Annotated in this window: 16 protein-coding genes and 1 pseudogene; 9 read left to right on the forward strand and 8 right to left on the reverse strand. The window is 72.5% G+C overall.

From position 1 onward, the window contains the following. Together ccrA and E6R60_RS02280 are read right to left on the reverse strand one after the other, a co-directional pair. The gene (ccrA, locus tag E6R60_RS02275) at positions 1-1,338 is read right to left on the reverse strand and encodes a crotonyl-CoA carboxylase/reductase (RefSeq protein WP_136324635.1); all 1,338 of its coding nucleotides are present in this window, start codon (positions 1,336-1,338) and stop codon (positions 1-3) included. A 358-nt stretch (positions 1,339-1,696) separates the two neighbouring features. Then, on the reverse strand, positions 1,697-2,533 hold the full coding sequence (locus tag E6R60_RS02280) for a GNAT family N-acetyltransferase (protein WP_136324636.1): 837 nt from the start codon (positions 2,531-2,533) through the stop codon (positions 1,697-1,699). Positions 2,534-2,663: 130 nt separating this feature from the next. On the opposite strand from E6R60_RS02280, the gene E6R60_RS02285 reads away from it, so the two are divergent. After that, the gene (locus E6R60_RS02285; RefSeq protein ID WP_136324637.1) at positions 2,664-3,476 is read left to right on the forward strand and encodes a restriction endonuclease; all 813 of its coding nucleotides are present in this window, start codon (positions 2,664-2,666) and stop codon (positions 3,474-3,476) included. 39 nt (positions 3,477-3,515) lie between these two features. Here the strand turns inward: E6R60_RS02285 and E6R60_RS02290 are convergent, their stop codons facing one another. Then, a complete protein-coding gene (locus tag E6R60_RS02290) occupies positions 3,516-4,331 on the reverse strand; it encodes a TetR family transcriptional regulator (protein WP_136324638.1) in 816 nt (271 codons plus the stop codon). Between the two features lie 130 nt (positions 4,332-4,461). Next, positions 4,462-6,243, reverse strand: a complete 1,782-nt coding sequence (locus E6R60_RS02295) for a 3-hydroxyacyl-CoA dehydrogenase (RefSeq protein ID WP_136324639.1) — start codon at positions 6,241-6,243, stop codon at positions 4,462-4,464. A gap of 368 nt (positions 6,244-6,611) precedes the next feature. Here E6R60_RS02295 and E6R60_RS02300 point away from each other — a divergent pair, with 368 nt between their 5' ends. Then, positions 6,612-7,184 (forward strand): adenylosuccinate lyase, encoded by a 573-nt coding sequence (locus E6R60_RS02300; protein ID WP_136324640.1) that lies wholly within the window; start codon positions 6,612-6,614, stop codon positions 7,182-7,184. A gap of 324 nt (positions 7,185-7,508) precedes the next feature. Here E6R60_RS02300 and E6R60_RS02305 read toward each other — a convergent pair whose 3' ends face one another. Then, positions 7,509-9,101: an alpha/beta hydrolase gene (locus E6R60_RS02305; protein ID WP_136324641.1), complete on the reverse strand. Its 1,593-nt coding sequence runs from the start codon at positions 9,099-9,101 to the stop codon at positions 7,509-7,511. A gap of 124 nt (positions 9,102-9,225) precedes the next feature. After that, positions 9,226-10,275, reverse strand: coding sequence for an Rv2578c family radical SAM protein (locus E6R60_RS02310; RefSeq protein ID WP_136324642.1), 1,050 nt, complete (start codon positions 10,273-10,275; stop codon positions 9,226-9,228). 149 nt (positions 10,276-10,424) lie between these two features. Here E6R60_RS02310 and E6R60_RS02315 point away from each other — a divergent pair, with 149 nt between their 5' ends. From E6R60_RS02315 to E6R60_RS02330, 4 genes are all read left to right on the forward strand, one after another. Next, positions 10,425-10,898, forward strand: a complete 474-nt coding sequence (locus E6R60_RS02315; protein WP_136324643.1) for an SRPBCC family protein — start codon at positions 10,425-10,427, stop codon at positions 10,896-10,898. A gap of 188 nt (positions 10,899-11,086) precedes the next feature. After that, positions 11,087-13,528, forward strand: coding sequence for an MFS transporter (locus E6R60_RS02320; protein WP_136324644.1), 2,442 nt, complete (start codon positions 11,087-11,089; stop codon positions 13,526-13,528). Between the two features lie 166 nt (positions 13,529-13,694). After that, complete coding sequence (locus E6R60_RS02325) at positions 13,695-16,142, forward strand: SpoIIE family protein phosphatase (RefSeq protein WP_136324645.1); 2,448 nt, start codon at positions 13,695-13,697, stop codon at positions 16,140-16,142. 113 nt (positions 16,143-16,255) lie between these two features. Beyond that, complete coding sequence (locus tag E6R60_RS02330) at positions 16,256-16,978, forward strand: class I SAM-dependent methyltransferase (RefSeq protein WP_136324646.1); 723 nt, start codon at positions 16,256-16,258, stop codon at positions 16,976-16,978. 195 nt (positions 16,979-17,173) lie between these two features. Here the strand turns inward: E6R60_RS02330 and E6R60_RS02335 are convergent, their stop codons facing one another. Beyond that, positions 17,174-18,064: a LysR family transcriptional regulator gene (locus E6R60_RS02335; RefSeq protein ID WP_136324647.1), complete on the reverse strand. Its 891-nt coding sequence runs from the start codon at positions 18,062-18,064 to the stop codon at positions 17,174-17,176. Between the two features lie 130 nt (positions 18,065-18,194). On the opposite strand from E6R60_RS02335, the gene E6R60_RS02340 reads away from it, so the two are divergent. Both E6R60_RS02340 and E6R60_RS37750 read left to right on the forward strand, forming a co-directional pair. After that, a complete protein-coding gene (locus tag E6R60_RS02340; protein WP_136324648.1) occupies positions 18,195-19,196 on the forward strand; it encodes an aldo/keto reductase in 1,002 nt (333 codons plus the stop codon). Between the two features lie 87 nt (positions 19,197-19,283). After that, positions 19,284-19,475, forward strand: a pseudogene (locus E6R60_RS37750) (DUF664 domain-containing protein); the annotation flags it as partial. Positions 19,476-19,511: 36 nt separating this feature from the next. Here the strand turns inward: E6R60_RS37750 and E6R60_RS02350 are convergent. Then, positions 19,512-19,853, reverse strand: coding sequence for a helix-turn-helix transcriptional regulator (locus E6R60_RS02350; protein WP_136324649.1), 342 nt, complete (start codon positions 19,851-19,853; stop codon positions 19,512-19,514). Between the two features lie 119 nt (positions 19,854-19,972). Between E6R60_RS02350 and E6R60_RS02355 the strand changes: the two genes are divergently transcribed. Then, positions 19,973-20,950 carry a zinc-binding dehydrogenase gene (locus E6R60_RS02355; protein ID WP_136324650.1) on the forward strand — a complete coding sequence of 326 codons (978 nt, stop codon included), beginning with the start codon at positions 19,973-19,975 and terminating at the stop codon, positions 20,948-20,950. The last annotated feature ends 63 nt before the right edge of the window (positions 20,951-21,013 follow it).

Genomic DNA, 21,013 nt, shown 5'->3' on the forward strand with positions numbered 1-21,013 from the left:
TCAGATGTTCCGGAATCGGTTGATGGCGTCGATGTGCTGCTCACGCAGCTCTCCGTCGCGCACGCCGAGTCCTTCGCGCGGGGCGAGCGCCAGGACGCCGACCTTGCCCTGGTGGAGGTTGCGGTGCACGTCGTACGCGGCCTGGCCGGTCTCCTCCAGGGAGTACACCTTCGACAGCGTCGGGTGGATCTTGCCCTTGGCGACCAGGCGGTTGGCCTCCCACGCCTCGCGGTAGTTGGCGAAGTGGGAGCCGATGATCCTCTTGAGCGACATCCACAGGTAGCGGTTGTCGTACTCGTGGTTGTAGCCCGAGGTCGAGGCGCAGGTGACGATCGTGCCGCCCTTGCGGGTCACGTAGACGCTGGCGCCGAAGGTCTCGCGGCCCGGGTGCTCGAAGACGATGTCGACGTCCTCGCCGCCGGTCAGTTCACGGATGCGCTTGCCGAAGCGCTTCCACTCGCGCGGGTCCTGGTTGTGCTCGTCCTTCCAGAACCGGTAGCCCTCGGCGTTGCGGTCGATGATCGCCTCGGCGCCCATCTTCCGGCAGATCTCCGCCTTCTGGTCGCTGGAGACGACGCAGATCGGGTTGGCGCCGCCGGCCAGCGCGAACTGGGTGGCGTAGGAGCCGAGTCCGCCGCTCGCGCCCCAGATGAGGACGTTGTCGCCCTGCTTCATCCCGGCGCCGTTGCGCGAGACGAGCTGGCGGTAGGCGGTGGAGTTGACCAGCCCCGGTGCGGCGGCCTCCTCCCAGCTGAGGTGGTCCGGCTTCGGCATCAGCTGGTTGGACTTGACGAGGGCGATCTCCGCCAGGCCGCCGAAGTTGGTCTCGAAGCCCCAGATGCGCTGCTCGGGGTCGAGCATCGTGTCGTTGTGGCCGTCCGAGGACTCCAGCTCGACCGAGAGGCAGTGCGCGACGACCTCGTCGCCGGGCTTCCAGGCGTTGACGCCGGGGCCGGTGCGCAGGACGACGCCCGCCAGGTCGGAACCGATGACGTGGTACGGCAGGTCGTGGCGCTTGCTGAGGTCGCTGAGCCTGCCGTACCGCTCCAGGAAGCCGAAGGTCGAGACGGGCTCGAAGATCGACGTCCACACGGAGTTGTAGTTGACCGAGCTGGCCATGACCGCCACCAGCGCCTCGCCCGGGCCGAGCTCGGGCACCGGCACGTCCTCGACGTGGAGGGACTTGCGGGGGTCCTTGTCGCGGCTGGCGACGCCGGAGAACATCTCGGCCTCGTCCTTGTGCACGGTCACCGCGCGGTACGACTCGGGAACGGACAGGGCCGCGAAGTCTGCGGCGGTGCTGTCCTCGGACTGGATCGCGTCCAGGATTTCCTTCACGGTGTGCCTCCGGGCGGTGCGGCGTTTGAGGGAACGCTTGAGGGTCCTGCGAAGCAGGGGGAGCGGTAGTGCGTGGAGGTGTGCCGTCGGTTCGGCGGGTGGTGCTCGGCTGTGTGCTCTGTGGAGCAGAAGGGTTTGCCTGTGACGCAGGCGCCCGGGCGCGCAAACACGTGGTTTGCGGGGACAGCCGGCGTACGTGAGGTCTCAGCACGCCGGCCGCCCGGACGACTTCAACGTATGGCACTCCGTGACAGCTGGCAAGGCACTGGGTGCCAGCAATTTCCCTCAATTGTCATCCGGGTGCCACGCATGAGCAACAGGACGGGCGTTTTGCCGCCTTGTGCCCCGGCATGGGAGGTCAGGCCCTGTGTCCCGGCCTGGGCGGTCGGGAAGCGGGCCGGTAGACGTACGGAGTCGTCGTGCCCAGCGCCGTGAACCCGAGGCGCTGGAGGATCGGGCGGCTGTCCTCCGTGGCGTCGACCTGGAGGTACCGGTAGCCGCGCTCGGCGGCGATCTGCGCCCGGAAGGCGACCAGGGCCCGGTAGACGCCCCTGCCGCGCCACGCCCCGACCGTGCCGCCGCCCCACAGGCCGGCGAAGCCGGTGCCCCGGTACAGCTCCATCCGGGCCGAGCTCACCGGCTCGTCGCCCGCCATGGCCACCACCCCGACGAAGTGGTCCGGGTCGTCCCTCAGCCGGGCCAGCACCTGGTGGCGCAGCCGGGACGAGTCCGAGCCGAAGGCCTGCTCGTGGGCCCGGGCCATCAGCTCCACATCGGCCTCGTCACGCACCCCGCGCAGCCGGACACCCTCCGGGAGCCGCACGGTCCGGGGCTGGTCCGCGACCGGTGCGACCAGCAGCGTCTCCGGCTCCCCCGCCACGAAGCCGGCCGCCCTCAGCCGCGCCCCGAGGTCGGCCGGCCTGTCGTGGGCGTACAGCTTCCACTCGAACTCCCCGGACCCGAGCGCCGTGCAGTGGGCCACCTGCGCGGCGATCGCCGCGTCGGCCCGTGCGGCGTCCAGGTCGGGCGAGGACCACACGACGCCGTTCCAGTCGTGGTCCGTGCCCACCAGCCGTACGACGTCGGCGGTGCGCTCGACGCGGACGCCGGGGCCGTCCGGCCGGGCCTGCTCCCGCATCTCACGGTCGAAGACGGCCAGGAGCTCTTCACGGTGTGCGGTCGTTTGATCGTTCATCGGCACACCACAGCACCGGGGCACGGCCCGGGCAACCGCATTTCCCGGCCGTTGAATCCCGCGGGCCCGGGCACACGGCAGAGATGAATGATCTTGGAAGACTCATATCGGGACAGGCGGGGCGGCGCGGATGACGGCACCGGTATGCGAGGGGGGCCCGGAGGAGGCCAGGAAGGCCTTCAGCGTGCGCAGGACCGCATTCGGCTTCGGCGCCGTCGCCCTGCTGATCTGCGGCGGATGGTGGGCGGTGCGCACCGTGTGGGAGGGGGTGTGCAGGCATCCGGCAGCCGTGGTGCCGGTCATGGCCCTCGGAGCGGCAGGCGTCCTGCTCCTGTACCTCCGCAGGCCGCGCCCCGGACCGCGCGGGGGCCCCGGGCCGCTCACCGAAGCCGTGCACGAGCTCTTCGACCCGCCCCAGGAGCTGTACGACCCTCCTCACGGACCCGTCGCCCCGGCCCCCGAGCCGTCCGGTCTCTCCTACGACGACGGCACCGCCCGCACGGCCGTCCTGGCCGAACCGGAGCCGGCGGAGCCCGAGGAGGAAGCACCGGACTACGCGGCCCTGGACCCCGACGGGTTCGAGGAGGCGATCGCCGCGCTCTGCGAGCGGGACGGCTGCTTCGACGTGCAGGTGGTGGGCGGAGCGGGCGATCTGGGGGCGGACGTGATCGCGACCGCCCCCGACGGTCGGCGCCTGGTCGTCCAGTGCAAGTGCTACGGCCCCACCACCAAGGTCGGTTCCCAGGACCTTCAGCGCTTCGGCGGCACCTGCTACGCCGTTCACGAGGCGGACATCGCCGTCTGCGTCACCACCAGCGAGTACACCGCCCCCGCCCTGGAGTACGCGGAGCAGTGCGCGATCCTGTGCCTGGACGGCGAGGCGCTCGCGGCCTGGAGCGAGGGCTCCGCACCGCCGCCGTGGCAGACCGGTGAGGGCCTCTGAGGCCTCCGGGAAGAGGCGGCCGGGAGCGGGACGGCCGCCTCAGCGCTCCTTGAGCGCCTGCTGGATCGTGCGCATCACTTCGTCCAGCGGCGCGTCGGTGCGGGCCACGGCCACCAGGACCTCGCCCTCCGTGCTCACCGAGGCGGCCGGCGGCTTCGCCGGTTCGCTGCCGGCGGTCCGGCCCGCGCCGATCCCCGTCCCGAACGTGTCGCGGACGATCGCGAACGCCTGGTCCAGCTGCGCCTCCACGTCGCCCTGGCCGTCGGCGCGCAGCCAGCGGCGCAGCACGTGGTTGTGCGCGGTGACCACGGCGGACGCCGCGACCTCCGCCAGCAGTGGGTCGTCGTTGCCGGCGTGGTGGTCGCGCTCATCGAAGTGGCCCAGCAGATAGCGCGTGAACAGCCGCTCGTAGCGGGCCACCGAGGCGATCTCCGCCTGCCTGAGGGTGGGCACCTCCCGGGTCAGCTTGTACCGGGCCACGGAGACCGCGGGCTTCGCCGCGTACATCCGCATGACTTCCTTGATGCCGCGGCAGACCGTGTCGAGCGGGTGCTCGTGCGCGGGAGCCGCGTTCAGGACCGCCTCGGCCCGTACGAGGGTGTCGTCGTGGTCCGGGAAGATGGCCTCTTCCTTGGACCGGAAGTGCCGGAAGAAGGTCCGCCGGGCGACGCCCGCCGCGCCCGCGATCTCGTCGACGGTGGTCGCCTCGTACCCCTTCGTGGCGAAGAGCTCCATCGCCGCCGCGGCCAGTTCACGGCGCATTTTGAGCCGTTGGGCGGCGGCGCGGGTGCCCGCGGCGCTTTCCGGGACGTCGGGCGCGGCGGACACACGGGGGGACCTGGCGGGCTGGGACATGGTGTGAACGTACTGCATCGGTGCAGGAGAGCGCGCCTGTGGGGGCGGCCCGCCCGGGGGGCCGAGCAGCCCGCCCCAGCCGGCTCCCGGCCCGGAGCGCCCCGCGGGGGGTCCTCCGGGCCGGGACCCCTCAGCGGCGGGCATATTCGCGGAAGCCGCGCCCCGTCTTGCGGCCGAGGCAGCCCGCGGCCACCAGGTGCTCCAGGAGCGGCGCCGGGGCGAGGCCCGGGTCGCGGAACTCGCTGTGCAGCACCTTCTCGATGGCCAGCGAGACATCGAGCCCGACGACGTCCAGGAGCTCGAAGGGCCCCATCGGGTAGCCGCCGCCCAGCTTCATCGCGGCGTCGATGTCGTCGAGGCTCGCGTAGTGCTCCTCGACCATCTTGATGGCGTTGTTGAGGTACGGGAACAGCAGCGCGTTCACGATGAACCCGGCCCGGTCCCCGCAGTCCACCGGGTGCTTGCGCACCTTCCCGCAGACCTCGCGGACCGTGGCGTGCACGTCGTCGGCGGTGAGCACCGTACGGACGACCTCGACCAGCTTCATGGCCGGCGCCGGGTTGAAGAAGTGCATCCCGATGACGTCCTCGGGCCGCGAGGTGGCCCGGGCGATGGAGACGACGGGCAGCGAGGAGGTGGTGGTGGCGAGCACCGCGCCCGGTCGGCACACCTTGTCCAGCGTGGCGAACAGCTGCTGCTTGACCAGCAGGTCCTCGGCGACGGCCTCGACGGCGAGGTCGACCCGGTCGAAGGAGTCCAGCGACCCCGCCGCGGTGATCCGGGCGAGCGTCTCGTCCCGGGCGCCGGCCGTCAGCCGCCCCTTGGCGACGGAGCGCTCCAGCGACTTGGCGATCCGGGCCTTGGCGATGTCCGCCTTCTCCTGGCTGCGCGCGGCGAGCACCACGTCGTACCCGGCCTTCGCGAAGACCTCGGCGATTCCCGACGCCATCGTTCCCGACCCCGCGACGCCGACCGAACGCACGGTGCGTCCGGCGCCCGCCCCGGCGTCCCCGGCCGGAGTCAGCGCGTCCGGCACCACCGTCTGGCTGCCGGGCTCCGTGTACGTGTAGAAGCCGCGACCCGCCTTGCGGCCGGTCAGCCCGGCCGCGCTGAGCTGGCCCAGGACGGGCGCCGGGGCGTGCAGCCGGTCGTGCGAGGCGGAGTACATCGCCTCCAGGACGGTACGGGCGGTGTCGATCCCGATCAGGTCCAGCAGTGCGAGCGGGCCCATCGGCAGACCGCAGCCCAGCTTCATCGCCGCGTCGATGTCCTCGCGGGAGGCGTAGTTCGCCTCGTACATGGCGGCTGCCTGGTTGAGGTAGCCGAACAGCAGGCCGTCGGCGACGAACCCCGGCCGGTCCCCGACCGCGACCGGCTCCTTGCCCAGCTCCCGGGCGAGTGCGGTGACGGCCTCGACGGCCGGCGGCGCGGTCAGCACCGAGGAGACCACCTCGACCAGCTTCATGGCCGGCGCCGGGTTGAAGAAGTGCAGCCCGAGGACCCGCTCCGGGTGCTGCGACTCCGCGGCGAGGCGGGTCACCGACAGCGCGTTGGTGCCCGTGGCGAGGATGGCGGTGGGCGAGACGACCGCGTCGAGCTCGCGGAAGAGCTGCTGCTTGATCTCGTACGTCTCCGGCACGACCTCGATGACGAGCTCCGCGTCCGCGGCTGCCGCGAGGTCGGAGAAGGTCCGGAACCGGGCGAGGGCGTCGCGCCGTTCCTCCTCCGTGATCCGCTCGCGCTGCACGGCGCGGGCGGTGGAGGCCTCCAGGGAGGCGACGGCCTGGCGGGCGGCCGCTTCGCTGACGTCGATACCGATGACCTCGCGGCCGGCGCAGGCCAGGACCTCGGCGATGCCGGTGCCCATGGTGCCGAGGCCGACGACGGCAATGGTGCTGAACGGGGTGTCCATCACGGGACTCCAGGGATGAGTGACGGCTGAGGGACGCACGGGGCGCGGCCGATGAGAGGGGCCGAGGGGCCCGACCGGCGCGTGGCGTGCGGGAATTGCCTGTCGTGGTGCTCGGGTTCCGGGCGTGCGGTACACGCCGGAACCGGGAAAGGGCGACGGACTCTGTCCCGGAGTCCGTCTCGCACAGTGCCGAACCGACAAACACTCAGGTGGCTGCGTCACCAGGCCACCGGAGCCGGCGGGGGAGTGTCCCGCTCACATGAGGTTAACCGGCGAGTAACGAGCGCGCCAGTCCCGGGTTGTTGTGGTCCCCCTCACATCTTTCGTCCTCGCCGCCACGCTGTGTGCCCACCGATACGCTGACGGTCATGGATGAGGAGTTCCGGTCGCTGACGCACCGGCTGGCGGACGAGGCGGGGGAGTCGGCGGCCTACCGCGGGCTGCTGGCCACCGAGGACCACGAGGAACTGGCCCGGGTGCTCATCGAGCGCGAACGGCCGCTCTGGGCGCGCGAGATCGCCGCGTTCCGGCTGGGCTGCGGCGGTGACCGCCGCGCCTTCGAGACCCTGGTCCTGCTGCTCAACCACCGCGACCCGGAGCGCTGCGTCACCGCCGCCCACGCCCTGTACCGCCTCGGCGACCCCCGCACCCCCCGGGCTGCCGCGGCGCTCGCCACCAACACCCTGCGCACCGCGTACGCTCTGCACCCGGTCCGCCTGCTCACCGCACTGCGGGCCCCCGAGTCCGTGCCCGCCCTCATCAGCACGCTGTCCCGGCTGCTGGGCCCCGACGAACCCCACTGGCGGGTGGCCCTGGCCTGCGTCGAGGGCCTGGGCCGGCTCGGCGACGCCCGGGCCCGCCCGGTCCTGGAGGCGGCCCTTCCGCACCCCCGCCTCGGCCCGGCGGCCGAGGCCGCCCTCGGCAGCCTGCCGACGGGCTGAGGGCCGGGACGCACCGCATCTCGGGCACCGCGACACCGGGCACCCCGATGGACTCCGTCGCGCCGACGGCACGAAAACCCGCTCTTTCGGGAAGCGGCGGGCCCGCGCGTTCGGGAGGAGCGGCGGGCCCGCGCGTCCGTAGAGGAGCGGCGGGCCGTGCGTGCGTACAGGAGCGGCGGGCCACGCGCGTCAGAGAGAAGCGGCGGGCCCGTGCGTTCTCCTCCACCACCCGGAGCGCGAGGCAGGAGCGACCGGCCGGCGTGGGGCGCGAGCACCGCCGCCCTCAGGGGCCGGCACGGCCCCGGTCCCGGTCTGCTCCTGTGCTCAGCCCCGGAAGCCGAGCAGCCCGTGCAGCGTGCTGCCGCGGTCGTTCCCGTCCGTGCGGGAGGCCGGGCGGGCGGACTTGGCGGCCTTCGGCTCGGGATCGGGTGTCTTCGCGCAGACCGCGTCCGCGTCGCCGCTCCTGCCGCGGGGCACGGTGCCCTTGGCCAGGTAGTCGGCCAGGTACCGGTCCAGGCAGTCGTTGCCGCTCAGCGTGACGCCGTGGTTGCCGCCGCCCTGCTCGACCACCAGGCTCGAACCCTTGAGCTTCCGGTGCAGGGTGACGCCGCCCTCGTACGGAGTCGCCGCGTCGTCCGTCGCCTGGAAGAGCAGCGCCGGCGGCAGTGCGCGGTTGGAGACCCGGACCGGGTTCAGCGGCTCCACCGGCCAGTCGGCGCACGGGGCGTTGTACCAGGTGTTGCCCCAGGTCATGAACGGCGCCTTGGCGTGGACCCGCCGGCTGTCGCTGCGCCAGACGTTCCAGTCGCCGGGCCACTGGGCGTCCCGGCACTGCACGGCCGAGTAGACCGAGTACCCGTTGTCGCCCTCCGCGTCGACCGCGCCGAAGCGCTCGTACGCCTTGACCAGGGCCTTGTCGTCCTTGTCGTTCACATAGGCCGCGAACGCCCCGGCCAGCGTGGGCCAGTAGCCGTTGTAGTAGCCGCCCGGCAGGAACGTGTCGTCCAGCTCTCCCGCGCCGACCTTCCCGCCCGCGGGATGCTTCTTCACCGCCTCCCGCATCCGGTACCAGGCCGCCTCGACCTTCGCCGGGTCGCTGCCGAGCCCGTACGCGGCGTCGTGCCCGGCCACCCACGCGGCGAACGCCTTGTGGCGGGTGTCGAACGCGTAGTCCTGGCTGATGTTGTCGTCGTACCAGACCCCGCCCGGGTCCACGTTCGAGTCGAGGACCAGGCGCCGGACGCGGTCCGGGAACAGCTTGGCGTACACCGCGCCCAGATAGGTGCCGTAGGAGTAGCCGAGGTAGTTGAGCTGCCGTGAGCCCGTCGCGCGGCGGATCACGTCGAGATCCTTGGCCGTGCTGACCGTGTCCATGTAGGGCAGCAGGTCCGGGTACTTCTCGCCGCAGGAGGCCGCGAAGGCGCGGGCGCGGTTCCGGTTGGTCCGCTCGTCCCCGAGGGAGTGCGGCACCGGATCGGGCCGTACCGGGTCGAAGTACTTCGGTACGCAGTCCAGGGCCGGCCGGCTGCGGCCCACGCCGCGCGGGTCGAACCCGATCACGTCGTACTGGGCGGCCACCTTCTGCGGCAGCGAGGCGGCGACGAAACCGGCCATGGACCGGCCGCTGCCGCCGGGACCGCCCGGGTTGACCAGCAGCGGCCCCTGGAAGGTCTTCGCCGTGTGCGGGACCCGGGTGAGGGCGAGGGTGATCTCCCGGCCCGACGGGTCGTCGTGGTCGAGCGGGGCGTGCACCGACGCGCACTGGAGCGTCGGGTACGACGGGGTGCCGCAGTCGGTCCACTTGAGCGACGCTGCACGCTGCGCGCCGCCGTCGGCGCTCGCCGGTGACGGCGCGGCGGTCACCAGACCGGCGACCGTCGCCCCGACGGCGAACAGAATTCCTGAACGGTTCGTCATATGGCCTCCCGTGGTGGGGGAACACGGCTGCGCGCGGCGCAGCCCCCGCCGCATGCTCCCCGTATTCGGGACCGGAAGGACCTGTTCTGACGAGAGATGACCCGTTTGCCGTCGGTGCCGTCCCTCAGAGCAGCGTCAGCTGGGTGGGCTCGGAACCGGGCGGCGGGGTCTGCGGCGCGCCGCTCTCGCGGAAGCCGCGCGCGGGGGCGCGGTGCGAGGGCCCGATGCCGTACTCCGTGGCCAGCTCGTGCACGTGCCGGGTGATGCGGCGCTGGTACCAGGTGGGCGCGTAGGCGCCGTCCGCGTACAGCCGCTCGTACCGCCGCACCAGGTGCGGGTGGTGGTGGCCGAGCCACTCCATGAACCACTCCCGGGCCCCCGGGCGCAGATGGAGGACGAGCGGGGTCACCGAGGTCGCGCCGGCGGCGGCGATCGCACGGACCGTCGCCCTCAGCTGGTCGGGCCGGTCGCCGAGGTACGGGATGACGGGCGCCATCAGCACCCCGCACCCGATGCCGTGCTCGCTGAGCGTGCGTACGACGTCGAGCCGCCGCTCCGGGGAAGGGGTGCCGGGTTCCACGGTGCGCCAGAGTCCGGCGTCGGTGAAGCCCACGGAGACCGAGACGCCGACCTCGGTGACCTCGGCGGACTGCCGCAGCAGCTCCAGGTCGCGGAGGATCAGCGTGCCCTTGGTGAGGATGGAGAAGGGGTTCGCGTGGTCGCGCAGGGCCGTGAGGATGCCGGGCATCAGCCGGTAGCGGCCCTCGGCCCGCTGGTAGCAGTCGACGTTGGTGCCCATCGCGATGTGCGCGCCGTGCCAGCGCGGTGAGGCGAGCTCGCGGCGCACCAGATCCGGGGCGTTGATCTTGACCACGATCTGCGAGTCGAAGCCGAGCCCGGTGTCGAGGTCCAGGTAGCTGTGCGTCTTGCGTGCGAAGCAGTAGACGCAGGCGTGGGAGCAGCCCCGGTAGGGATTGACGGTCCATTCGAACGGCATGCGGGACGCGCCCGGCACCCGGTTCACGATCGAGCGGGCCCGGACCTCGTGAAAGGTGATGCCTTTGAATTCCGGCGTGTCGAAGGTGCGGGTCGTCACCGCGTCCGCGGCGAAGAGCGCGCCGGTGGCCGGTGTGGTGGTGTTGGCGGGGTTATCTGCCAGATTGTCCCAGCGCATGGACGCCTCCTCGGTAGTACTGGCCCGAGAATAGAACATTTGTTCCCTTGATCGTTTTCTCCCCTTCGTCCCGGGCCGGATTTTGAGCCGGGCTGCTGAGGTGGTTGGCTCAGCACGCCCCCGAACAACCGAGTGCTGGAGGAACAGCCATGGCGCAGGTCGAGGCCACGACAGAGCGGATCATCGCGGCGGACGCGGAGACGGTGTTCGACGCGCTGGCCGACTACAAGGACGTCCGCGGCAAGGTGCTGCCGGGTCACTTCAGCGAGTACGAGGTCCGGGAGGGCGGCGACGGGGAGGGCACCCTCGTCCACTGGAAGCTCCAGGCGACGAGCAAGCGGGTGCGCGACTGCCTGCTGGAGGTCACCGAGCCGACCGGGGATCCCTCCCATGCCGCAGGCTTTGGGGGAGGTCAGCTCGTCGAGAAGGACCGCAACTCCTCGATGGTCACGACCTGGACCGTCACCCCGGCCGGCGAGGGGAAGTCCAGGGCCGTCGTCACCACCGTGTGGAACGGCGCCGGCGGCATCGGCGGATTCTTCGAGAAGACCTTCGCCCCCAAGGGACTTGGCCGCATCTACGACGAGCTGCTGCAGAACCTCGCCGCCGAGGTGGAGAAGTAGGTTTCGTCCGCATGTCCCGGCCTCACCGGTTCGGGTGGTTTTTGCGCCCCGCAGGTGGTGCGCCGTAGTGGCTCCCACCGGGGGATACGCCCCCTGAGTGCGCCGCCGGCGCCCCCTCGTCGCGTTTGCCCTCGCTTGTCGCGCAATGCGAGAAATGGGCGGCGGCAGTGCGACGAGGGGAGCGGCACGTGGTGGGTGGGATCACTCTGGTGAAGGACGAGCCGGACGGGACGGGCGACACCCAGGTGGTGCCCGTGGTCGCCCCGCCCCCTCCGCCGCCCGCCGCGACGGAGTCCCCCGCCCCGGCCGACGACGGGGCCGCGGACCGCCGCCGCATCCGACTCGTCTTCGTCGGCCTGATGCTCACGCTGCTGCTCGCGGCGCTCGACCAGATGATCGTCGCCACCGCCCTCCCCAAGATCGTCGGGGAGCTGCACGGCCTGGAGAAGATGTCCTGGGCGGTCACCGCCTATCTGCTCGCCTCGACCATCGGTCTCCCGATCTACGGCAAGCTCGGCGACCTCTTCGGACGCAAGAGCGTCTTCCAGTTCGCGATCGTCGTGTTCGTCGTCGGTTCCGCCCTCGCCGGCTGGTCGCGCACCATGGACGAACTCATCGCCTTCCGCGCCCTCCAGGGCATCGGTGGCGGCGGACTGATGATCGGCGTCCAGGCGATCATCGCGGACGTCGTGCCGCCCCGGGAGCGCGGCCGGTTCATGGGGCTCATCGGCGCGGCCTTCGGACTCGCGTCCGTGGCGGGCCCGCTGCTCGGCGGCTTCTTCACCGACCACGCCTCGTGGCGCTGGTGCTTCTACATCAACGTGCCGTTCGGCCTGGTCACCCTGGTCGTCATCACCGTCGTGCTGAAGCTCCCCAAGCCGAGCGTCCGGCCCCGGCTCGACATCCTCGGCGCCGTGCTGCTGGCCGCCGCCTCCACCTGCCTCGTGCTGCTGACCAGTTGGGGCGGGACGGAGTACGCGTGGGGGTCGCCCACCATTCTCGGGCTGGCCGCCGGAGCGGCCGGAACGACCCTGCTCTTCCTGGCCGTCGAGCACCGCGCCGCCGAACCGATCATCCCGCTGAGGCTGTTCCGGGACTCGATCTTCAACGTCACCGCCCTGGTCGGGGCGGTCGTCGGGGTCGCGCTGTTCGGCGCCGCCAGCTATCTGCCGACCTTTCTTCAGATGGTCGACGGGGCCACCGCCACCGAGTCCGGGCTGCTCATGCTCCCGATGATGGGCGGCATCGTCGGCGCCTCCGTCGTCTCCGGCCAGCTCATCTCCCGGACCGGCCGCTACCGCGTCTACCCGATCGCGGGCAGCGCGGTCTCGGCGGTGGGCATGTGGCTGCTGTCCCGGCTCGAGACCGACACCCCGAGGTTCGAGTACAGCATCGCGCAGGCGGTCCTCGGCCTCGGGATCGGGCTGATCATGCCCGTGCTCGTGCTGGCCGTGCAGAACTCCGTACGCCCCGCCGACCTCGGCACCGCCACCAGCGCCAACAACTACTTCCGGCAGATCGGCGGCAGCGTGGGAGCCGCCGTGTTCGGCACGCTCTTCGCCGGCCGGCTGGCCGACGCGCTCGCCGTACGGCTGCCCTCCGGGGCCGGTCTGCCCGACCCGGAGTCGATCACGCCGCAGCTGGTCCACGCGATGGAGCCCGCCCTGCGCGACGCCTACATCCAGGCGTACGCCGACGCGATGCCCCGGATCTTCCTCTACCTCGTGCCGGTCCTCGTGCTCGGCCTGTTCTTCGCCTTCTTCCTCAAGGAGAAACCGCTGGTGTCCCACCACAGCCCCGAAACCGCGGCCGACCCCGCGACGATCCCCTCCGCCCGCACCGACTCCGCCGCCCCCTCCGCCGGCTTCCTCTCCGGGGTGCCGGTCTGCGGCAGCGTCCAGCACTCCGACGGCACGAAGGTCCCGCGCGCCGCCCTCACCCTCATCGACGTCCAGGGCCAGCAGGTCGGCAGGGGCGCCAGCGGGGACGAGGGACGGTACGCGCTGAGCGTGCCCGGCGCCGGTTCGTACGTCCTCATCGCCGCAGCCGGGGGCCACCAGCCGCAGGCCGTCAGCGTCACGGTGGGGGAGCGGCCCGTCGAGCTCGACGTGGTGCTCGGCGGGGCCGGCCGGCTGGCCGGGACCGTCGTGACCGCGGACGGCCTCCCCGTACGGGACGCTGCCGTCACCCTGACCGACGTACGCGGCGAAGTGGTCGCCTCCACCCGCAGCGGGCGCGAGGGCGGGTACGTGATCACGGAGCTGGTCGCGGGGGAGTACACCCTCGCCGCCTCCGCACCCGCCTTCCGGCCCGCCGCGCTGCCCGTCAGCGTGCAGGCGGCCAGGGAGACCCGGCAGGACATCGAGCTGGCCGGCGGCGCCGTGCTGCGCGGGGTCGTCCGGGCCACCGGCGGGCGGCCCGTCGAGGACGCCCGGGTGACGCTCCTGGACGCGGCGGGCAACGTGGTCGACACGCTGACCACCGGCCCCGACGGCTCGTTCCGCTTCGTCGATCTGTCCACGGGCGAGTACACCGTGATCGCCGCCGGCTATCCGCCGGTCGCCACCGTGCTCCAGGTCGCCGGCGGCGGGCGCACCGAACGGGACCTCCAGCTGGGCCACGAGGACTGATTCCGGTCGGTGGCCGCCCCGGGACGGCCACCGACGCGGTCCGCTCGCGCCCGGCGCACCACTCCCTCGGGGGCGATTCCGCCGATGACCGGCGACGCCGGACGCGGGGCCGTACCGTGGACGCACGCACCGCAGAGACTTGTGGTGAGGAAGGAGCCTTCCGCCCATGGACCTCGGGCTGCCGCCACAGAGGACACCACCACCGCGTGACGCCGCGGCGGGCCGCGTGCCGCTCGCCGTGGTCGTCGTCGACGGGGACGGACTCGTGTCGCACTGGTCGACCGGTGCGAGAAAACTCTTCGGGGTCTCCCGGGAGGAGGCCGTCGGCTGCCCCGCAGGTGATCTCCTGCCGGTGAGCGGGGCGTTACGGCGGCGCGGTGATCCGCTTCCGGAAGGGGCGTTCACCGAGTTCGGTCCCGAACTCGACAGTTCCCTCAGCGGCGGCGTCGCCTACCCGGCGGCGGGCCGGGCGCGCGTGGACGAACCGGACCGCGGGCGGATCGACGTGTTGTGGTGGGCCTATCCGCTGGTCGGCCCGGGCCCCGAGCGGCTCCTCGTGCTCGCCGCGGACTCGGGGCCGCTGCGCGGCGCCGGGGAGGGCGGGAGCCGGGACAACGAGACGATCGCCCCCGGGTTCGCCCTGCACACCGACTTCCCCGGCTACCAGGAGCTCTCCTCGCGGCTGCCCGAGATCCTGCCCAGCATGAGCGTCCAGGAGGCCACCAGGATCGTCTCCCAGGTACTCGAACTGGGCTACCCCGTCATCGAGTTCAGCCACCACGACCGGATCCCGGTCACCCCCGACTGGGGTGTGCCGCGACGCACCGGGCACCGCACCACCGACGGGCCGCACGACAGTGCCGGGGACTCGCCCGTCGTGCACACCGCGCCCCGCCCCGAGCTGGACCTCGAATACGCGGCGGTCCGCGAACGGCTGGAATTCCTCAACGAGGTCAGCGGCCGCATCGGCACCTCCCTCGACCTGGAACGGACCATCCGCGAGGTCACCAGTGCCGCCGTGCCCCGCTTCACCGACTTCGCCGGTACGCATCTGCGCGCCGCGGTCCTGGCCGGTGAGGGCTTCCCGGACGGGCCACCCGACGTCACGACCATCTGGCACCGCGTCTGGGTCGAGCACAACGACGAACCGGGCCGCTGGGACGACACCGTGCCCGTCGGCGAATCCATCGCCTTCCCGGAACACACCCCGTTCTTCCAGTGCATGGTCACCGGCGAGCCCGTCATCGTCCCGTACGTCAGCGAGGAGTTGAGCAACCGCATCTCGGGCGAGTTCGAGAAGCGCGACCTGCGCCCCCTGATCACGCACCGCTCCCTGCTCATCGTCCCGCTCAAGGCCCGTGACGTGGTGCTCGGTTTCATGGTGCTGATGCGCCGCCCCGGCCGGGAGCCCTTCGACGACATGGACCGCACCACCGGCGCCGAACTCGCCGCCCGGGCCGGGCTCGTCCTCGACAACGCCCGCATGTACACGTACCAGGAGAACGTCGCCGAGACCCTCCAGGACAGCATGCTCCCGCAGATCGAACCGCGCATGGCGGGCTGCGACATCGCGACCCGCTACCTGCCCGGCGCCCGGCTCGGCAGGGTCGGCGGCGACTGGTTCGACTCCGTGAAGCTGCCCGGCTCCCGGACCGCGCTCGTCGTCGGGGACGTCATGGGGCACGGCCTCAACTCGGCAGCGATGATGGGCCAGTTGCGGACCGCCGTGCTGACCATGGCCACCATGGAGATGCCGCCCGCCCAACTGCTGCGCAACCTCGACGACCTGGCCCAGCGGCTCGGCGAGCAGTACCTCGCGACCTGCCTCTACGCGGTCTACGACCCGATCCGCTCCGAGCTGCAGATCGCCAACGCCGGGCACATCCCGCCCGTGCTGGTCCGCGCCGAGGACGGCCGGGCCGAGCTGCTCGACCTCCCGACGGGTGCGCCGATCGGCGTCGGCCAGGTCGCCTTCGAGACAGCCACGGTGCGGGTACGCCCGGGCGACCGGCTGGTGCTCTGCACCGACGGCCTGGTCGAGGTGCGGGGCCAGGACATCGGCGCGGGCCTGGCCGCGCTGTGCGCCTCCGCGGCCCATCCCGCGGCGTCGATGGACGACGCCTGCGACACGATCATCCGGGCCCTGAACCCCCGTGGCGGCCGCAAGGACGACGTGGCCCTGCTGATGGCCCGGCTGAACGGGATCCCGGAGGGCGACGTCGCCGAGTGGCAACTGGCCCTGGACCCGCGCGAGGTGGCCCGGGCCCGCCGTCTGGTCCATGGCCGGCTCCTGGACTGGGACCTGCCGGAGGCGGTGGAGGCGGCCGAACTGATGGTCAGCGAGCTCGTCACCAACGCGGTGAAGCACGGGCGCTCGCATCACATCGGGCTCCGGCTCGTGCGCACCGGCGCCCTGTTGTGCGAGGTCAGCGATGACGAACCCGCCCCGGCCACGCTGCTGGGCGCCACCGCGGACGACGAGTCCGGCCGCGGGCTCGTCCTGGTGAGCAGCCTCGCCCGGGAGTGGGGTACGAGCACCACGGCGCGCGGCAAGACCGTCTGGTTCGAGCTGGCCCTCTCCCGCTTCCCGCACCCCCGGCCCGTCGCCTGGTGAGGAAGGCGGTCCACCAGGCGGTCGATGTGGTGCGCACCCTTGCCCCGAAGGGCGGAGGAAGGTAGTCCGGTGCTGAGCGAAAAGCCTCGCGACGGCCGGACTTGGGAGTACGCATGGATGTGTCACAGCGATACCGCGAGGCGTGGGAAGGGTTCTGGTCGGCGACCTCGGACTCGCCCGGGGAGGCGATCTGGGACGCCGCCCCCTCGCTGAGCGCCGTACCGCACAGCGAGCTGCTCCTGCCGTACGCCGACGCCTCACTGCCCGTCGTCGACCTGGGCTGCGGGAACGGCACCCAGACCCGCTACCTCGCCACCCGGTTCGCCCGCGCGATCGGCGTGGACCTCTCGCACGCGGCGATAGCGCACGCCCGCCGGGCGGACCCCGAAGGCGTCGCCGAGTTCGCCCAGCTGGACCTCGTCGACGACGACGCGGTGCGCGCCCTGCACGAGCGGACCGGCGACACGAACGTCTACATGCGGGCGGTCATCCACCAGAGCGAGCCCGAGGCCAGGCCGGCGGTCGCCGCAGCCGTGGCGACCCTGCTGGGGAAGCGGGGCCGGGCCTTCGTCGCCGAGCTGACCCCGGCCTCCAAGGCCGTGCTCCAGCAGGCGTCGGAGGTGCCGGGCGGGCCGCCCGAGAAGCTGCGGCGGGTCTTCGAGCACGGACTGAAACCGGCGGGCGCCACCGAGGAGGAGGTGCCGGAACTGCTGCGGGCGGCCGGACTGACCGTTCTGGACAGCGGTGACACGGCACTGCCGCAGACCGAGTACCTGCCGGACGGAACCCGGATCGACCTGCCGGCGCGGTGGTTCGTCCTGGCCGCCGCCCTCTGACGAGGCCGCGCACCGGCCCCGGGCGGGCCCTTCGTCCGGGGCCCGCCGGTGGTGCCGTCTCGGCGCAACAGGCGCGGCCGCCGCGCGACCGGCCGCGCACCGACGAGGGCGCCACGGAGGCCGGCGACACGCGCAGCGGCGGTCGCGCAGGCGGACGGGGCGTGCGCCGGGGCGCTGAGCGGCCGACCCCGTGCCTCAGTGACCGGTTCCCTCCCGCACGAGCGTCATCAGCGCCCGCGCTCCCGGGCTCATCGCCCGAGCGGCCGGCAGAACCACGACGCTCTCGTAATGCGGCTGGTCGATCCCGTCGAGGACCACCGCCACCAGCCCCGTCGCCTCGGGCTTGCGGGAGAAGTGGTGCGGGACCACCGCGATGCCGAGCCCTTCGTGCACCAGCTCCAGCAGGCTGTGCACGTCGTTGACCTCCAGCGCCACCGTGCGGCGCACCCGCGCGGCCGCGAACGCCTCGTCCGCGGCGCGGCGGGGACCGAAGTCCGGATGGAAGTCGATGAACGCCTCACCGGCCAGCTCGTCCCACGCGACCCGGTCCGTCGCGGCCAGGCGGTGGCCGGGCGAGCACAGCAGGACCATGGGCTCACGGGCCAGCGGGACCAGCTCGCCGCGCCACTCCACGGGGGAGACCGTGGCGGCGAAGGCGATGTCGAGCCGCCCGGCGGCCACGCCGTCCACCAGGTTCGTCGTCCCCTCCTGGCGGAGCCGGATCTCCATGTGCGGGTGTGCCCGGTGGAAGGCGGCGAGCAGCCGCGGCAGACTCACCCCGGCCACGCACTGCTCCACGCCCACCGAGAGGGTGCCGCGCAGCAGCCCCCGTACGGCGTCGACGGCGTCCTTCGCCGCCCGCGCCCCGGCCAGGGTGCGCTCGGCCTCGACCAGCAGGGCGCGTCCGGCCTCCGTCAGCCGGACGCTGCGGGTGGTCCGGCTGAACAGCGGGGTCCGCAGCTCCTGCTCCAGGGCCCGGACGGAGGCGGACAGGCCGGACTGCGACACGGCGACACGCTCGGCGGCCCGGGTGAAATGCTGCTCCTGGGCGACGGCGACGAAATGTTCCAGCTGGCGCAACTCCATGATTGAGAAATATAGGCGCTGAATCCCAGCGGAATCTCCTGTTGGACTGCTGGATCATTGTGAGCGAGCCTGGACCCCGCACGTCGTACTCCGCACAGAACCCGAACGATCACTCCCCCTGGAGCCCCGCATGTACATCCCGTCCGCCGACCGCTACCAGGACATGCCGTACCGGCGCACCGGGCGCAGCGGTCTCAAGCTGCCCGCCCTCTCGCTCGGGCTGTGGCACAACTTCGGCGGTGACCGGACGCCGGAGTCCCAGGGGCAGATCCTCCGCCGGGCGTTCGACCTGGGCATCACCCACTTCGACCTGGCGAACAACTACGGCCCGCCGCCCGGCTCCGCCGAGACGGCGATGGGCCGCGCGCTGGCGACCGACTTCGCCCGGCACCGGGACGAGATCATCGTGTCCACCAAGGCGGGCTACCTGATGTGGGACGGTCCGTACGGGGAGTGGGGCTCGCGCAAGAACCTCCTCTCCTCGCTGGACCAGAGCCTCACCCGCCTGGGCCTCGACTACGTCGACATCTTCTACTCCCACCGGCCCGACCCGGAGACGCCGCTCGAGGAGACGATGGGCGCACTCCACTCGGCGGTGCAGCAGGGCAAGGCGCTGTATGTGGGCGTCTCCAACTACTCGGCCGAGCAGACGAGGGAGGCCGCCCGGATCCTGAAGGACCTCGGCACCCCGCTGCTCATCCACCAGCCGCGCTACTCGATGCTGGACCGCTGGGTCGAGGACGGTCTGCTCACGGCCCTGGACGAGCTGGGCGTCGGCTCCATCGCCTACTCGCCGCTGGAACAGGGCATCCTCTCGGACCGCTACCTGCGCGGCATTCCCGAGGGCTCGCGCGCCGCGGGCAGCAGCCCGTTCCTGTCGGCCGAGGCGGTCACGCCCGAGCTGGTCGGCCGCCTTGTCGAGCTGAACGAGCTGGCCTCCGAACGCGGTCAGTCGCTGGCGCAGATGGCGCTGGCCTGGGTGCTGCGCGGCGGCCGGGTGACGTCGGCGGTGGTCGGCGCGAGCAGCGTGGCGCAGCTGGAGAACAGCGTCGAGGCGATCCGCAACCTCGACTTCGGCGACAAGGAACTCGCCAGGATCGAGAAGCTCCTGAAGGGCGCGAAGCGCCGCTGAACCACGACCGGCCGGCGCCCCGGACAGGGGCGCCGGCCGGACGCGTGCGGGAAGGGGGCGGGCGAGTTCGCGTCGTTCGAGGTCGACGCGGCCGATCCGGCGGGGGCGTTCCGGATGCGGCACGAGGAGTGCGCGCGCTCCCGGGCCGCCGTGGAGGCGGCCGAGTCCCTCGATCTGACCGGGAGCCCTGGCGGCGAGGTGCAGGCGCTGCGCCGCGTCCCCACGCACATGATCGAGGGGTACGCCCGCTACGACGGGCGGGCCGATCTGCCCGGGGAGTCCATCGACGGGAGCACCCCCGGCGCGTCGGCGGCCTCAGGCGTCGTCCGCTCGCAGCAGCAGGTGCAGCAGGCCGGGGAACCGGGCCTCGAACTCCTCGCGGCGCAGCCGGTTGACCCGCTTGGCGCCGAGGTCGCGCTGCTCCACCAGGCCCGCCCCGCGCAGCACCGAGAAGTGATGGCTGAGGGCGGCCTTGCCGACCGGCACGTCGAAACTGCCGCAGCTGCGCGTCCAGTCCTCGGAGTCCGCCAGTTCGCGGACCAGCTGGAGGCGGACCGGGTCCGCGAGTGCGGACAGGGCCCCGAGGACGGAGACCTCCGCCGGGTCGGTGTGCACGGGGGCGGCGCGGTGTCCGCTGCCTGCCGGCTGGTTGGGCATGTCCGCTCCCCGTGTTCGTGGCGGTGCTCGTGGCCGTGACGCTTGCCGAGTGTTCGATGAATATCTTACACTCCAAGTGTTCGCTTTTCGTTGAACACCATTCCAGGGGGCGGTCTGTCATGCGTGTGATCGAGTTCAAGGAGTACGGCGGCCCCGAGGTGCTGACCCTCGTCGAGACGGCCGTCCCGGAGCCCGGCCCCGGCCAGGTCACCATCGACGTCGCCTACGCCGGCGTCAACTTCGCTGATCTGAAGGCCCGTTCGGACGGATACCGGGTGCCGGAGCTGCCCTTCGTCCCGGGCCTGGAGGTCTCCGGCCGGGTACGAGCCCTCGGCGAGGGGGTCACGGGGCTGCACCCCGGCCAGGAGGTCGCCGCGTTCCTCGACGGCGGCGGATACGCGGACGTGGTGGCCGCGCCGGCCGCCACCGTCTTCCCGCTCCCCGACGGCGTCGGCCTGCGCACCGGGGCCACCCTGCCCACCGTGCTGCCGACCGCACACGCCCTGCTGCACGAGGTCGGGCGGCTGCGGGCCGGCGAGAGCGTGCTGGTGCAGGGCGCGGCCGGCGGAGTCGGCACGGTGGCCGGCCAGCTGGCCCGGGCCGCCGGCGCCGGAGCCGTGTACGGCGTGGTGTCCTCGGCCGCGAAGGCCGCGTACGCCCTCGACCACGGCTACGACGAGGTGTTCACCGGCGACACCTTCCCGGACGAGGTCCGCCGCACCACCGGCGGCCGGGGCGTCGACCTGGTCCTCGACCCCGTCGGCGGAGACACCCTGCGACGGGGAGTCGAGGCGCTCTCCGTCTTCGGGCGCCTGGTCTCCTTCGGCAACGCGAGCGGAGCACCGCCCTGGAGCGTCGGGCAGTCCGACCTCTACCCGGGCAGCAGGTCCGTGGCCGGCTTCTCGATCCTGGAGCTGGCCGCGAGTGACCCCGCCACCCTGCGTGCCGTCGCGGAGCGGTCCTTCCGCGCCGTGACCGACGGGCACGTCGACCTTCCGGTGACGGCCGAGTTCGCGCTGGCGGACGCGGCCGACGCGCACCTCCTGATGGAGGGGCGCACGTCGACCGGCAAGCTGGTCCTGCGCATCGGCGGCTGAGCGATCCGGGCCCGGGACGGCTGAGCGCTCCCGGGCCCGGCAGGGCCCGCCGCCACGCCGAGG

Source organism: Streptomyces sp. A0642 (assembly GCF_004795105.1).
GTDB lineage: Bacteria > Actinomycetota > Actinomycetes > Streptomycetales > Streptomycetaceae > Streptomyces.

Excerpts from the sequence above, each read along its gene's own strand:
- E6R60_RS02315 (WP_136324643.1), top strand. The coding sequence starts at position 10,425 with ATGGCGCAGGTCGAGGCCACGACAGAGCGGATCATCGCGGCGGACGCG.
- E6R60_RS02335 (WP_136324647.1), bottom strand. The coding sequence starts at position 18,064 with ATGGAGTTGCGCCAGCTGGAACATTTCGTCGCCGTCGCCCAGGAGCAG.
- E6R60_RS02295 (WP_136324639.1), bottom strand. The coding sequence starts at position 6,243 with ATGGACACCCCGTTCAGCACCATTGCCGTCGTCGGCCTCGGCACCATG.
- E6R60_RS02305 (WP_136324641.1), bottom strand. The coding sequence starts at position 9,101 with ATGACGAACCGTTCAGGAATTCTGTTCGCCGTCGGGGCGACGGTCGCC.
- E6R60_RS02310 (WP_136324642.1), bottom strand. The coding sequence starts at position 10,275 with ATGCGCTGGGACAATCTGGCAGATAACCCCGCCAACACCACCACACCG.
- E6R60_RS02290 (WP_136324638.1), bottom strand. The coding sequence starts at position 4,331 with ATGTCCCAGCCCGCCAGGTCCCCCCGTGTGTCCGCCGCGCCCGACGTC.
- E6R60_RS02325 (WP_136324645.1), top strand. The coding sequence starts at position 13,695 with ATGGACCTCGGGCTGCCGCCACAGAGGACACCACCACCGCGTGACGCC.
- E6R60_RS02280 (WP_136324636.1), bottom strand. The coding sequence starts at position 2,533 with ATGAACGATCAAACGACCGCACACCGTGAAGAGCTCCTGGCCGTCTTC.
- E6R60_RS02340 (WP_136324648.1), top strand. The coding sequence starts at position 18,195 with ATGTACATCCCGTCCGCCGACCGCTACCAGGACATGCCGTACCGGCGC.
- E6R60_RS02300 (WP_136324640.1), top strand. The coding sequence starts at position 6,612 with ATGGATGAGGAGTTCCGGTCGCTGACGCACCGGCTGGCGGACGAGGCG.
- E6R60_RS02350 (WP_136324649.1), bottom strand. The coding sequence starts at position 19,853 with ATGCCCAACCAGCCGGCAGGCAGCGGACACCGCGCCGCCCCCGTGCAC.
- E6R60_RS02355 (WP_136324650.1), top strand. The coding sequence starts at position 19,973 with ATGCGTGTGATCGAGTTCAAGGAGTACGGCGGCCCCGAGGTGCTGACC.
- E6R60_RS02330 (WP_136324646.1), top strand. The coding sequence starts at position 16,256 with ATGGATGTGTCACAGCGATACCGCGAGGCGTGGGAAGGGTTCTGGTCG.
- E6R60_RS02285 (WP_136324637.1), top strand. The coding sequence starts at position 2,664 with ATGACGGCACCGGTATGCGAGGGGGGCCCGGAGGAGGCCAGGAAGGCC.